The sequence below is a fragment of the Pantoea sp. X-Soil-YNGN-785 genome (assembly GCF_059730585.1).
This window is the reverse complement of record NZ_AP035942.1, coordinates 1,921,705-1,933,413: the sequence shown is the minus strand read 5'-3', so window position 1 is coordinate 1,933,413 and position 11,709 is coordinate 1,921,705. Positions and strand designations below refer to the sequence as shown.

The following is an 11,709-nucleotide window of genomic DNA, read 5'->3' as shown; positions in this document are numbered from 1 at the left end:
TGTTATACCAGTCGGGTGGTGTGCCACGCCGCCTTGTCGGTGACGGTGTGATAAGGCGGACGTTTCAGCTCATAAGCCATGGTCATGGCGTCCAGCATGCTCCATAAAATATCGAGCTTAAACTGCAAAATTTCCAGCATCCGGTTCTGCGTTTCCGCGGTGGTGAAGTACTCCAGCGCCAGCGCCAGGCCATGCTCTACATCGCGGTTCGCCTGACCCAGACGGCTGCGGAAGTAGAAGTAGCCCTCTTCTTTGATCCACGGATAGTGTTGCGGCCAGCTGTCGAGCCGCGACTGGTGGATCTGCGGCGCGAACAGCTCGGTGAGTGAGCTGCAGGCCGCCTCCTGCCAGTTGGCACGGCGGGCGAAATTGATATAGGCATCGACGGCAAAACGCACGCCAGGCAGCACATGCTGCTCTGACAATAATTCTTCGCGCGTCAGCCCGACCGCCTCGCCCAGCCGCAGCCAGGCCTCAATGCCGCCCTCTTCGCCGTTGCTGCCGTCGTGGTCGAGGATGCGCTGCACCCATTTACGCCGGGTGGCCGGATCCGGGCAGTTAGCCATGATCGCCGCATCTTTCAGCGGAATGGTGGTCTGGTAATAAAAGCGATTCGCCACCCAGCCCTGAATCTGCTCCCGCGTGGCCTGACCGTTATGCATCGCGATGTGATACGGGTGATGAATGTGGTAGTAAGCGCCTTTGTCGCGCAGGGCCTGTTCAAAAGCCTGCGGCGACAGCGTGTCAGTAATCTGCATGATTTAGCCCTGAAGATGAATCGCCATTCCGTCCCAGCTCACCTCTATTCCCTGCTCCGTCAGAAACTGACGCTGGGGTGACTGCTCATTAAGGATCGGATTGGTGTTGTTAATGTGGATCAGAATTTTGCGTTTAGCTGGCAGCGACGCCAGCAGCGCCATCAGCCCCTGCTCTTCCGCCAGCGCCAGATGGCCCATCGCCTTGCCGGTGTTATGACCCACGCCGGTGGTCAGCAGCTCATCATCCTGCCAGACGGTGCCGTCAATCAGCAGGCAATCCGCTTTTTGCAGCCACGGCAGGATCACCGCATCCGGCTCGCCCAGACCTGGCGCGTAGAGCAGCGTCTGTCCATTCGCCCGGTTTTCAATAAACAGCGCCACGTTATGGCCCGGCAACGGCCGATCGCGATAGGGCGAGTAAGGCGGTGCATTACTGATGATAGGAATCGCGGTGAACTGCAAATCGGTGCAGACATCGACGCTGAACGGCGTCAGGGGCGCAATTGGCCGGTGCTGTAAACCGCCGTTCCAGTGGGTGAGCATCGGAAAGATCGGGAAGCCGGTACTGAGGTCGGCATGCACTTCCGGCGTACACCACACCTGATGCGGGCAGCCCTCACGCAGGCTCAGCAGCCCGGTGGTGTGATCGATCTGGCTGTCGGTGAGGATAATTCCCCCGATCGCCGTGCCGCGCAGTACGCCTTTGCGGGTCAGCTCTGGCGTGTGCAGGATCTGCTGGCCGATGTCGGGTGACGCATTACATAACACCCAGTCTTCACCGTTATCGCTGAGGATAATCGACGATTGCGTGCGTGCCTGAGCCTGAATGGTGCCATTACGCACGCCGTGGCAGTTGGCGCAGTTACAGTTCCACTGCGGAAACCCGCCACCCGCGGCTGAGCCGAGGATTTTGATAAACATAGAGGAAAACCAGAAGTTGAAAAAAAATGCCCGCTCAGAGGGCGGGCAGAACGATTAACGGTTGGAGATGTAAAGAGTCACTTCCAGACCGAGACGCATATCAACGAAAGTTGGTTTTTTCCACATGAGTTACTTCCTCTTGGTTAACAGTAAATGTGCTGTCTGAAATCGGCGTGACGGCTGTTAAATGAGAGCACCGTCACAATTTCCAGGCAGATGTTGCGCCAATGGCGCGTCGGGATCAAGCCCGGAACGTAAGGAAATTGTTATCACAGCCCGGTCAGATGTAAAACCCGCTGCCAGTTTCCCCATGCCAGCTTCTCTGTCAGTCTCTGATCATAGCCCGCTTCCTGAAAAGCGGCGAGCAATCGCGGCATTCCGCTGACATCGCCCAGCGCGGCCGGAGGGGTAATCCCGTCGAAATCAGAGCCAAAGGCCACATGGTCGCTGCCCATTATCTTCAACAGGTGATCACAATGCTTAACAATTTCTGTTAATGGCGTGTCAGCGTCGCGTTTTCCATCGGCGCGCAGAAACGCATTGCCGAAATTAATGCCAACCAGACCGCCGCTGTCGCGGATCGCAACCAGCTGATCGTCGGTCAGATTGCGCGGCTGCGGGCAGAGCGCGTGCGCGTTGGAGTGGCTGGCGACCAGCGGCGCAGGGGAAAGCCGGGCGGTCTCCCAGAACGTCTTACTGTTCATGTGCGACACGTCGATCATCATCTTCAGCTCACCCGCCTGCTGAATCAGCTTTTCACCGGCGGCGGTCAGACCCGGTCCGGTATCAGGCGTGCCGGGAAAGGAGCCGCTGACGCCTTCACCAAAGCGGCTGTGCAGATTCCAGAATGGCCCGATACTGCGCACCCCCGCCTGCCAGAAGGCGCGCAGCTGCTCGCCCTCCTCGTCCAGCGCATCGGCCCCTTCGATATGCGCCACCATCGCCAGCACGCCTTCCGCGCGGCAGGCGGCAATCTCGTCACTGCTGCGGCAGAGTCGCGCCCGTCCGCCGGACGCAGCGGCCAGCTGCTGCAGGATATCGAGCTGCTGCCACATGATTTGCAGCGGTTCATACGGCTCATCAGCGCGGGCCGGTACAGCGCTGGCAATGTACGCCTGCGGCGGTACAAAGATCGCAAACAGCCCGCCGCCCATTTTGCCCTGCTGAATGCGCGAAAAGTCGAGATGACCCCGTTCAATCCCCTGATAAAATGCCTGCGCGGGTGCATCGCGATGATGCAGCCAGAGGTTGAGCAACAGATCGTTGTGTCCGTCAAAAATCAGCATAAGTGTTCACCCGGATAAACAGGCGACCATGCTAACCCTGCCTGGTGGATTCATCAAACAGGAGCGCACGCAGAGGCTTGTCACTTTTGCGCGTCAGGTTGTCACTATTGCGCGCGCGGCCCACAAGACGTGTCGGCAGACTGGTAAAAAACACAAGGAGAATCCTATGCTGACCCAACCTGCTGATAAATATCGCCCCTCCCCGCTGATTGAGCTGCCCGACCGCCAGTGGCCGTCGCGCCAGCTGACGCAGGCTCCGCGCTGGCTCTCCACCGATTTGCGTGATGGCAATCAGGCGCTGGCAGAGCCGATGGATCGGGAACGGAAAATGGCGTTCTGGGATCTGCTGCTGCGCTGCGGGTTCCGCGAGATTGAGGTTGCCTTTCCCTCGGCGTCGCAGACGGATTTCGATTTTGTTCGTGACCTGATTGAGCAACAGCGCATCCCGGAGGAGGTGACGTTGCAGGTGCTGACCCAGGCGCGCGAGGATCTGATTGCCCGCACGTTTGTGTCATTACAGGGTGTGCCGCGCGCTATTGTGCATCTCTATAACGCCACCGCGGCGCTGTTTCGCGAGCGGGTGTTTAAACAGAGCAAAGCGGAAATCGTGGCGCTGGCGACGGCGGGCGCACGGCAGATCCGCGCAGAATGTGAGGCGCAGCCGGAGACCCACTGGACCTTTGAATATTCGCCAGAGACCTTTTGCTTTACCGAGCCGGAGTTTGTGCTGGAGATCTGCGAGGCAGTGGCTGATGTCTGGCAGCCTGACGCGCAGCGACCGATGATCATTAACCTGCCCGCCACGGTGGAGGTGAACACCCCCAACGTCTATGCCGATCAGATTGAGTTTTTCTGCCGCCACTTCAGCCGTCGCGACGCCGTCTGCATCAGCGTACATCCGCACAATGATCGCGGCACCGGCGTCGCCTGTACAGAACTGGCGCTGCTGGCGGGCGCTGACCGGGTCGAAGGCTGCCTGTTTGGCAACGGCGAACGCACCGGCAATGTGGATCTGATAACGCTGGCGCTGAACCTCTATACCCAGGGCATTTCACCGCAGCTCGATTTCAGCCAGATGCATGAGGTGATTGAGGTCGTGACCCGCTGTAACCAGCTGCCGGTTCATCCGCGACATCCCTATGCAGGCGAACTGGTCTTCACCGCCTTCTCCGGCTCTCATCAGGATGCGATTAAAAAAGGATTCGCCATCCGTGCCGAACAGCAGGAGAAAGAGTGGCAGATGCCCTACCTGCCGCTGGATCCGGCCGACATTGGCTGCAGCTATGAGGCGGTGATCCGCGTGAACAGTCAGTCAGGAAAAAGCGGTGCCGCCTGGCTGCTGGAGCAGAATCACGGGTTGCAGATGCCGCGTGCGCTGCAGCAGGATTTCAGCCGCTGCGTTCAGCTGGAGACGGACCGGCACGGCGGCGAAATGACGCATTATGCACTGTGGCAGCTCTTCTGCCGTCAGTATGGCGTGACGCAGCCTGCGGTGGCATTGCAGCGGGCTGACAGTCAGAGTGACAGCGGCGGACAGACGCAGATCATCGCCAGCGTGCTGGTTCAGGACCGCTCGCTGACACTGACCGGCAGCGGCAACGGCTGGTTGTCGGCGGCGGTGAATGCCCTGCGCAGCGCGTTTGACCTGCAACTGACCATTGAGGACTATCATGAGCATACGCTGGGACGGCGCAGCGACAGCCGTTCTGTGGCCTATATCAGCTGCGTGGATGCCCGGGGTGGACGGGCCTGGGGAGTGAGTATCGACAACGATACGGCCCGCGCCGCGTTGCAGGCGCTGCTCAGCGTGGCAGGCCAGTTTCTGCAGGCGGGAAGTAGTCAGTGGGCGCAACGCCCAGCAGACGACGAAACATCGCACTAAACGCGCTGGGGCTTTCATAGCCCAGTTCCAGCGCCACCCGTAGCACGGAGTCGCCCTGCGCCAGCCGCGTCAGGGCGATTGCCAGGCGGGCACGTCGCACCCAGTCGCTGAACTGCAGTCCGGTTTCGCGCATGAAATGACGGGCCAGCGTGCGGCCCGAGACATTCATCTGAGCGCTGGCACGCTCCAGCGTCCAGCTTTCACCGGGCGTCTGCTGGATCTGCTCGCACAGCGACTGTAACCGCGGGCTGTCGGGCGTCGGCAGCGCAAACGGCAGCACATCCATGCCCCGAATCTCATCCAGAATCAACTCCATCACCCGCTCGGCCCGGCTCCCGGCACTGTACTGCTCCGGCAGGCTCAGCGCCGTGACAATCAGCTCGCGCAGCAGCGGCGAGATCTGCACCACCTGACAACTGGCGGGCAGATCGGCACGCGCCAGCGGATCGATAAACAGCGTACGCGCCGCTACGCTGCCGGTAATGTGCAGCGCATGGCGGGTAAACGCGGGCAGCCAGACGCCGCGACTCGGCGGCACTATCCAGCTGCCGAGCTCCGTCTCGACCCGCACCACGCCGCTCAGCGTGTGGATCAACTGGGCGCAGGCGTGATGATGCCAGGGTTCACTGGCACCGTGCAGGTAGTCGTGCGCCAGTGGCACCAGCGGGCGCGTGCTGAAGTCAAAATGCTGCTGACTCATTACGCCTTCAGATAGCGGTAGATGACCGCCAGATCCTCTTCACCGAGTCCGGCGTCCACCGCCTGCTGCCAGATCTGAGCGATGTTCTCCAGCGCCGGCAGTGGCGTTTCAGCCGCATCCAGCGCCAGACGGGCATCTTTCAGCGCCCAGATCAGATGCATCTGCGGCGTGTAGTCGTCGCTGGCGATCATCCCGAGCTTCATTTTCGCATACGGCGCGGCCAGCGGACCGCCCTCCAGCACCTGCCAGAGATCGTCGGTTGAAAAGCCGAAATCCTCTGCCAGCCGGGTGCTCTCCGCCAGGCTCTGCATCATGCCGATCAGCCAGCTGTTAATGACCAGCTTCATCCGGGTGCTTTTGCCCGCCTCGCCCAGCCACTTTGTTCCTTTGCTGATGGCGGCAAACACCGCTTCTGCCGCCTCGGCACGGCTCTGATCGCCGCTGGCCAGCACCAGAATCTGTGCGTTTTCTGCGGGTGCTTTGGTGCCGGAAACGGGCGCGTCAATGAACAGCAGATCCGGTCGTTCCGCTGCGAAAAAGGCGATCAGCGCGTCGGTTTTTTCCACGCCGATGGTGCCCATCTGACAAAGCGTCGCACCCTGCTTAAATGCCGCTTTAGCCTGATGCAGCACCTGCTCTGTGGTGTCGCCGTCGGAGAGCATGGCGATGATCACATCGGCTTCACGCACCGCCTCTTCCGGTGAATCCGCCAGCTGCAATCCGGCGTCCAGCAAATCTTCGCCGCGCGCGCGGGTGCGGTTCCAGCCGTGTACGCGAAAGCCTTTTTTCAGCAGGTTGGCGGCAAATGCGTGCCCCATTGCGCCTAATCCCAGAACCGCCACTTCAGGTTGTTTCATGCTGACTCCCATAAGTTTGTGTCTGCATCCGTCAACGCTGGATGCCTTATTACTGCAAAAGATGGATTCCAGCCTGGCGGTAAACAGCGAAAAAATCCAGCGTGAAACGGTGTACCCCGGTACCCCGAAGCCTTACCATATGCGGCAATTGTTCCACCTGGTTCATTTACGCTTCTTTTTTCAGGCCTCTGATAATGAAAATACTCTCTCTGCGTCAGGCGACGCTGCTGATGTTGCCTGCCATTTTGCCGCTGCCGCTGCTGGCGGCAGACAATGACAATACCCTGGTCGTGACGGCCGCCCCGCCGGAAACGGGCCTTAACGAGCTTGATACCCCCGCCGCCCTGAGTGTGGTCAGCGGCGACGATATGCGTCAGGCGGCACCGCGCGTGAACCTGTCGGAAAATCTCAGCAGCGTGCCGGGTCTGCAGATCCAGAACCGCCAGAATTATGCCCAGGACCTGCAGCTGTCGATGCGCGGCTTTGGCTCCCGCTCCACCTATGGCGTGCGCGGTCTGCGCATCTATGTGGACGGGATTCCGGCCACCATGCCGGACGGCCAGGCGCAGACCTCCAACATTGATATCGGCTCGATTGATCATGTCGAGGTGCTGCGTGGCCCCTTTTCTGCGCTCTACGGCAACGCCTCGGGCGGCGTCATCAATGTCACCACCCAGCAGGGTCAGCAGCCAACCACGCTGGAAGCAGGAAGCTGGTACGGCAGTTACGGCAGCTGGCGCAACAGCGTCAAAGCCAGTGGCGCGACCGGTGACGGCACGCACGCCGGGGATGTGAATTACACCGTCTCCGCCTCCCGCTTTACCACCCATGGCTATCGCGATCACAGTTCTGCGCAGAAGAACCTCGGCAACGCCCGGCTTGGCGTTCGCATCGATGATGTCAGCACCCTGACGCTGCTGTTTAACAGCGTGCACATCGACGCTCAGGATCCCGGCGGCTTAACCGAGGCGCAGTGGCGTGACAATCCGCGCCAGGTGGTCAGCAACGTTACGCTCTACAACACCCGTAAAACGGTGGATCAGACCCAGGGCGGCCTGCGTTATCAGCGCCAGATGAGTGAAAACGACGACCTCAGCGTGATGCTCTACGCGGGGATGCGCGAAACCACCCAATTTCAGTCGATTCCCGCTGCCGTTCAGCGTAATCCGTCCCATCCAGGAGGCGTGATCGACCTGACCCGCCACTATCAGGGCGTCGATACCCGCTGGACCCATCGCGACACGCTGCTGTCGATGCCGGTGGCGGTGACCGGTGGCCTCGACTACGAAACCATGACCGAGCGCCGCAAGGGCTATGAAAACTTCACGGTCAGCAACGGCGTCACGCAGCTGGGCGAACAGGGTAATCTGCGCCGCAACGAGCGCAACCTGATGTGGACGCTCGATCCTTATGTGCAGACCAACTGGCAGCTCACCGATAAACTGTCGCTGGATGCAGGCGTGCGCTTCAGCACCGTCAACTTTGACTCTAATGACTTCTATATCCGGCCTGGTAACGGCGACGACAGCGGTGAGGCGCGCTATCACAAGTGGCTGCCCGCGGCGGCGCTGAAGTACGCCTTTGATCCCAGCTGGAACGCGTGGATCTCGGCCGGACGCGGCTTTGAAACTCCAACTATTAATGAGCTTTCATACCGTTCAGATGGCGCAACCGGCCTGAATCTGGGGCTGAAACCGGCCACCAGCGACACGCTGGAGATCGGCAGCAAAAAACGCATCGGCAATGGCCTGATCAGCGCGGCGCTGTTCCAGACCGATACCCGCGATGAGATTGTGGCGGATGCCAGCAGTGGCGGACGCACCACCTATAAAAATGCCGGTCAGACCCGTCGCCGCGGTCTGGAGTTAAGCCTGGACCAGCAGTTTGCCTGGGACTGGCGGCTGAAAATGGCCTATACGCTGCTGGATGCGCGCTATCGCAGCAACGCCTGTGGCAGCGACAGCTGCGACGGCAACCGCATTCCGGGCATCGCGCGGAACATGGTGTACGCCGGACTCGGCTATCTGCCGGAACAGGGCTTTTACGCAGGCAGTGAAGTGCGTTATCTGAGCCAGATCGCCGCTGAAGATCAGAACAACGTGAATACCCCGTCCTATACCGTGGCGGCGGTGAATAGTGGCTATAAGTGGCTGGTGGATAACTGGACGCTGGATCTGTTTGGCCGGGTCGATAACCTTTTTGACCGGCACTATGTGGGTTCAGTGATTGTGAATGAGAGCAATGGTCGCTACTTCGAATCTGCGCCAGGCCGCAACTACAGCGTCGGTGTGACGCTGGGTTACGCCTTCCGCTAAAACAATCCGGGCCACCCTTGCGGTGGCCCGGATATCTCTTATCAGGCGCGGGATTTCAGCTGCGTCACAATATCCTCACAGCTGCCGGTTTCACCCAGGCGCGGGAAGATCAACTTCACACTATTGTTGTGCGTATCCATATTGAGATCGGTCATCGCATCGGTCGCCAGCGTGACGTTGTAACCTAATTCATACGCCTGACGTGCCGTTGACTCCACGCCGATGCTGGTCGCGATACCGCAGATCACCACCTGAGTAATGCCGCGCTTTTGCAATTCCTCATGCAGTGACGTGTTATGAAACGCCCCCCAGGTTTTCTTAGTGACGGTGAGATCATTCTGCTGCGGCGTCATCGCAGGAACCAGCGTGGCCCAGTCGGTAGGCAGGTCGCCGCTGTGACGCGCCTGCTCGTTACGGCCCGGTGCCCCTCCGGCCACGTTAACCAGCACCACCGGCAGGTCGTGCGCGCGAAATGCCTCAGCCAGCCCGGCACAGCGTTCGATCACCGGCTGCGGTTCATGGACCAGCGGCAGCGCTACGATGCCGTGTTGCAGGTCGATAACAATCAGCGCAGTTTTTGCATCAAGTGTGGTTACAGCCATGTTGGATCCTCGGGTTTAATAATCAGTGAGTCGTTGCAGCAGAGGGAGAACGTCGGTCAGTTGCTGCTGCTCTGCCGGGCTGAGCCGCGCGTCGAGCGTCCGGACCAGCCAGTCATCGCGCATTGCGCGACTCGACGTAATCACCGCCAGACTCGACGCGGTGGGCAGATAGCGGGTTTTACGACCATCATGGGGATCGGGCTCGCCCGTGATTAATTCTGCCGCCACTAATCCGGCGACGGTCGTCCCCATCGACTGGGTGCGTACACCCTCGGCAGCGGCCAGTTGCGTTACCGTCATCGCCCCGTCCCGCACCAGATGCCCCAGCACCGCCACCTGCGACCAGGTGAGTTCGCCAGGCGGTGCCGATTCGCGCAGCCGGCGGCCCAGCTTGCCCACCAGCATGCGCAGCGTGGCAGCAGATTCAGTCAGATCGCGCATTTCCCGTCTCCATCGATAAGCGAAAGTATAAAGATACGAAGGTAAACTGTGTAGTTTGCTCCGGTATCAATTTGTAACGTCCGGGCGCTGCAGATAGTGAATCAGGCTGTGAAAGCGCAGCGGCGTGCTGAGCGGGTTACGGTAGCTGTGCGGCACGTCGGCACTGAACTGAAACGCCTCCCCTTTTAGCAGACGCCGCCAGCGATCGTTGACCCCCAGCAGCAGTTCACCCTCGATAACCACCACCTGCTCCACGCAGCCCGCTTCATGTGGCGAGGAATGGCTCTGCGCGCCCGCGGCCAGCTCCACTGCCAGCAGATCAAAACGCAGTTGCGGATCGTAAGGCAGCACGGAGCGCACCGACATATCAGCATTGGGCTGACTGAAACCGGGTAGGGTGCCGGAAGGCAACGCGCTCCCGTCGATAAAAAAGGAAAAGGGAACGTTGAACCCGGTAGCAATCTTCCACAGCGTCGCCACCGTGGGACTGGATTCACCCCGCTCAATCTGCCCCAGCATCGCTTTACTGACGCCGGTGCGCTCCGCCGTCAGCGTCAGGCTCCAGCCGTTGGCCTGACGCAACTGTCTGAGCGCACCGCTCAGGTGTTGCTGAAAATCTGCCATTTTTTCTCCTGAGTTCTCGTCACCCTGGCAGGTGACGTTATGCCGACAGTGTAACACTTGTGCGTTATAGCGCACTATGCGAACATGTGCGCTATACCGCACAATCTCATTAAGAGTCTGACCATGACGAGAGCAGAACCGTCCCGTTTTACCCTGCCGATGCTGGTCTCCGGTTTTGTTGCCGTGCTGGTGGGCTACAGCAGCAGCGGCGCGATTATTTATCAGATGTTTCAGGCGGCGGGTGCCACGCCCGCGCAGATTGGCGGCTGGCTCTCGGTACTGGGACTCGCGCAGGGGATCGTCTCGCTGGGCCTTTCACTGCGCTACCGCATGCCGGTGCTGGCCGCCTGGTCCACGCCGGGTGCCGCGCTGCTGGCAACCAGCTTTCACGGCGTTTCGCTGAATGAAGCGGTGGGCGTGTTTGTTTTCGCCAACCTGCTGATTGTGGTGTGCGGCGTCACCGGCCTGTTTGCCCGGCTGATGAACCACATTCCCGCCTCGCTGGCGGCGGCGATGCTGGCGGGGATTCTGCTGCGCTTCGGGCTACAGACCTTTGCCGATTTGCAGAGCAACGTTGTGCTGTGTGGCAGCATGTGCCTCGCCTGGCTGCTGGCCCGTCGCTGGCTGGCACGCTATGCCATTCTGGTGACGCTAATGGTGGGGATTGCCGTGGCAATGGCCCAGCATGCCATCCACTTTCCGCCGCAGTCGATGATGCTGGCGCTGCCGGAGCCGGTAATGCCGCACTTTACCCTGACCACGCTGCTGGGAATCGGCGTGCCCTATTTCCTGGTGACCATGGCGTCGCAGAATGCCCCCGGCATCGCGACGTTACAGGCACATGGCTATCGTCCGCCTGTCTCTTCTCTGATGAGCTGGACCGGTGTTACGGCGCTGCTGTTGTCGCCTTTTGGCGGCTTTTCGGTCTGCGTGGCGGCGATTACGGCGGCGATCTGCATGAGCGATGAGGTCGATGCAGATCCTCAGCAACGCTGGCGTGCCGCAGCGCTCGCCGGGGTCTTTTATCTGCTGGCGGGCGCGTCCGGTGCGCTGATCGCCGTGCTGTTCAGTGCCCTGCCCGCCGTGCTGATTGAGGCGCTGGCGGGTCTGGCTCTGCTGGCCACGCTGGGCGGCAGCCTGCATCGCGCACTCGATGTGCCTGCCGAACGCGACAGCGCACTGATCACGTTTCTGATCACCGCATCAGGCGTCTCTTTACTGGGCATTGGCCCTGCCTTCTGGGGACTGATAGGTGGCGTTATCGCTCACCTGTTGCTGGTGCGTAAAACCGCCTGATTGCGTGATAGCTGCTGAAATATCGGT

General features: G+C 60.4%; 12 protein-coding genes. 3 read left to right on the top strand and 9 right to left on the bottom strand.

Going from position 1 to position 11,709, the window contains the following annotated elements; all coding sequences use genetic code 11:
• Positions 1–2: 2 nt before the first annotated feature.
• The 4 genes from pqqC to AC6I8E_RS08975 form a co-directional block, all read right to left on the bottom strand.
• Complete coding sequence (pqqC, locus tag AC6I8E_RS08990; protein ID WP_010245074.1) at positions 3–758, bottom strand: pyrroloquinoline-quinone synthase PqqC; 756 nt, start codon at positions 756–758, stop codon at positions 3–5.
• A 3-nt stretch (positions 759–761) separates the two neighbouring features.
• Complete coding sequence (pqqB, locus tag AC6I8E_RS08985) at positions 762–1,679, bottom strand: pyrroloquinoline quinone biosynthesis protein PqqB (RefSeq protein ID WP_013357812.1); 918 nt, start codon at positions 1,677–1,679, stop codon at positions 762–764.
• A gap of 54 nt (positions 1,680–1,733) precedes the next feature.
• The gene (gene pqqA / locus AC6I8E_RS08980; protein WP_010245082.1) at positions 1,734–1,805 is read right to left on the bottom strand and encodes a pyrroloquinoline quinone precursor peptide PqqA; all 72 of its coding nucleotides are present in this window, start codon (positions 1,803–1,805) and stop codon (positions 1,734–1,736) included.
• A gap of 143 nt (positions 1,806–1,948) precedes the next feature.
• Complete coding sequence (locus tag AC6I8E_RS08975) at positions 1,949–2,965, bottom strand: dipeptidase (RefSeq protein WP_497824676.1); 1,017 nt, start codon at positions 2,963–2,965, stop codon at positions 1,949–1,951.
• Between the two features lie 166 nt (positions 2,966–3,131).
• Between AC6I8E_RS08975 and leuA the strand changes: the two genes are divergently transcribed.
• Positions 3,132–4,847, top strand: coding sequence for a 2-isopropylmalate synthase (gene leuA, locus AC6I8E_RS08970; RefSeq protein ID WP_013357809.1), 1,716 nt, complete (start codon positions 3,132–3,134; stop codon positions 4,845–4,847).
• On the opposite strand, the gene AC6I8E_RS08965 is transcribed toward leuA, so the two are convergent.
• Complete coding sequence (locus AC6I8E_RS08965) at positions 4,768–5,547, bottom strand: AraC family transcriptional regulator (protein ID WP_147789252.1); 780 nt, start codon at positions 5,545–5,547, stop codon at positions 4,768–4,770. The two genes, leuA and AC6I8E_RS08965, sit on opposite strands and share 80 nt — an antisense overlap.
• Positions 5,547–6,404, bottom strand: a complete 858-nt coding sequence (locus AC6I8E_RS08960; protein WP_497824675.1) for an NAD(P)-dependent oxidoreductase — start codon at positions 6,402–6,404, stop codon at positions 5,547–5,549. Before AC6I8E_RS08960 ends, AC6I8E_RS08965 begins: the two co-directional genes overlap by 1 nt.
• A gap of 194 nt (positions 6,405–6,598) precedes the next feature.
• Here AC6I8E_RS08960 and pqqU point away from each other — a divergent pair, with 194 nt between their 5' ends.
• Positions 6,599–8,719, top strand: a complete 2,121-nt coding sequence (gene pqqU / locus AC6I8E_RS08955) for a TonB-dependent receptor PqqU (RefSeq protein ID WP_497824674.1) — start codon at positions 6,599–6,601, stop codon at positions 8,717–8,719.
• A gap of 41 nt (positions 8,720–8,760) precedes the next feature.
• On the opposite strand, the gene AC6I8E_RS08950 is transcribed toward pqqU, so the two are convergent.
• From AC6I8E_RS08950 to AC6I8E_RS08940, 3 genes are all read right to left on the bottom strand, one after another.
• Complete coding sequence (locus AC6I8E_RS08950; RefSeq protein ID WP_013357805.1) at positions 8,761–9,321, bottom strand: isochorismatase family protein; 561 nt, start codon at positions 9,319–9,321, stop codon at positions 8,761–8,763.
• A gap of 15 nt (positions 9,322–9,336) precedes the next feature.
• Positions 9,337–9,762, bottom strand: coding sequence for a MarR family winged helix-turn-helix transcriptional regulator (locus AC6I8E_RS08945; RefSeq protein ID WP_013357804.1), 426 nt, complete (start codon positions 9,760–9,762; stop codon positions 9,337–9,339).
• Positions 9,763–9,828: 66 nt separating this feature from the next.
• Complete coding sequence (locus AC6I8E_RS08940; RefSeq protein WP_033783036.1) at positions 9,829–10,386, bottom strand: helix-turn-helix domain-containing protein; 558 nt, start codon at positions 10,384–10,386, stop codon at positions 9,829–9,831.
• Between the two features lie 123 nt (positions 10,387–10,509).
• Between AC6I8E_RS08940 and AC6I8E_RS08935 the strand changes: the two genes are divergently transcribed.
• Entirely contained in the window at positions 10,510–11,682 is a 1,173-nt protein-coding gene (locus AC6I8E_RS08935) for a benzoate/H(+) symporter BenE family transporter (RefSeq protein WP_095707233.1), read from the top strand.
• Positions 11,683–11,709 lie beyond the last annotated feature (27 nt).

Excerpts from the sequence above, each read along its gene's own strand:
- pqqU (WP_497824674.1), top strand. The coding sequence starts at position 6,599 with ATGAAAATACTCTCTCTGCGTCAGGCGACGCTGCTGATGTTGCCTGCC.
- AC6I8E_RS08935 (WP_095707233.1), top strand. The coding sequence starts at position 10,510 with ATGACGAGAGCAGAACCGTCCCGTTTTACCCTGCCGATGCTGGTCTCC.
- AC6I8E_RS08950 (WP_013357805.1), bottom strand. The coding sequence starts at position 9,321 with ATGGCTGTAACCACACTTGATGCAAAAACTGCGCTGATTGTTATCGAC.
- AC6I8E_RS08945 (WP_013357804.1), bottom strand. The coding sequence starts at position 9,762 with ATGCGCGATCTGACTGAATCTGCTGCCACGCTGCGCATGCTGGTGGGC.
- AC6I8E_RS08965 (WP_147789252.1), bottom strand. The coding sequence starts at position 5,547 with ATGAGTCAGCAGCATTTTGACTTCAGCACGCGCCCGCTGGTGCCACTG.
- pqqB (WP_013357812.1), bottom strand. The coding sequence starts at position 1,679 with ATGTTTATCAAAATCCTCGGCTCAGCCGCGGGTGGCGGGTTTCCGCAG.
- AC6I8E_RS08940 (WP_033783036.1), bottom strand. The coding sequence starts at position 10,386 with ATGGCAGATTTTCAGCAACACCTGAGCGGTGCGCTCAGACAGTTGCGT.
- AC6I8E_RS08960 (WP_497824675.1), bottom strand. The coding sequence starts at position 6,404 with ATGAAACAACCTGAAGTGGCGGTTCTGGGATTAGGCGCAATGGGGCAC.
- leuA (WP_013357809.1), top strand. The coding sequence starts at position 3,132 with ATGCTGACCCAACCTGCTGATAAATATCGCCCCTCCCCGCTGATTGAG.
- pqqC (WP_010245074.1), bottom strand. The coding sequence starts at position 758 with ATGCAGATTACTGACACGCTGTCGCCGCAGGCTTTTGAACAGGCCCTG.
- AC6I8E_RS08975 (WP_497824676.1), bottom strand. The coding sequence starts at position 2,965 with ATGCTGATTTTTGACGGACACAACGATCTGTTGCTCAACCTCTGGCTG.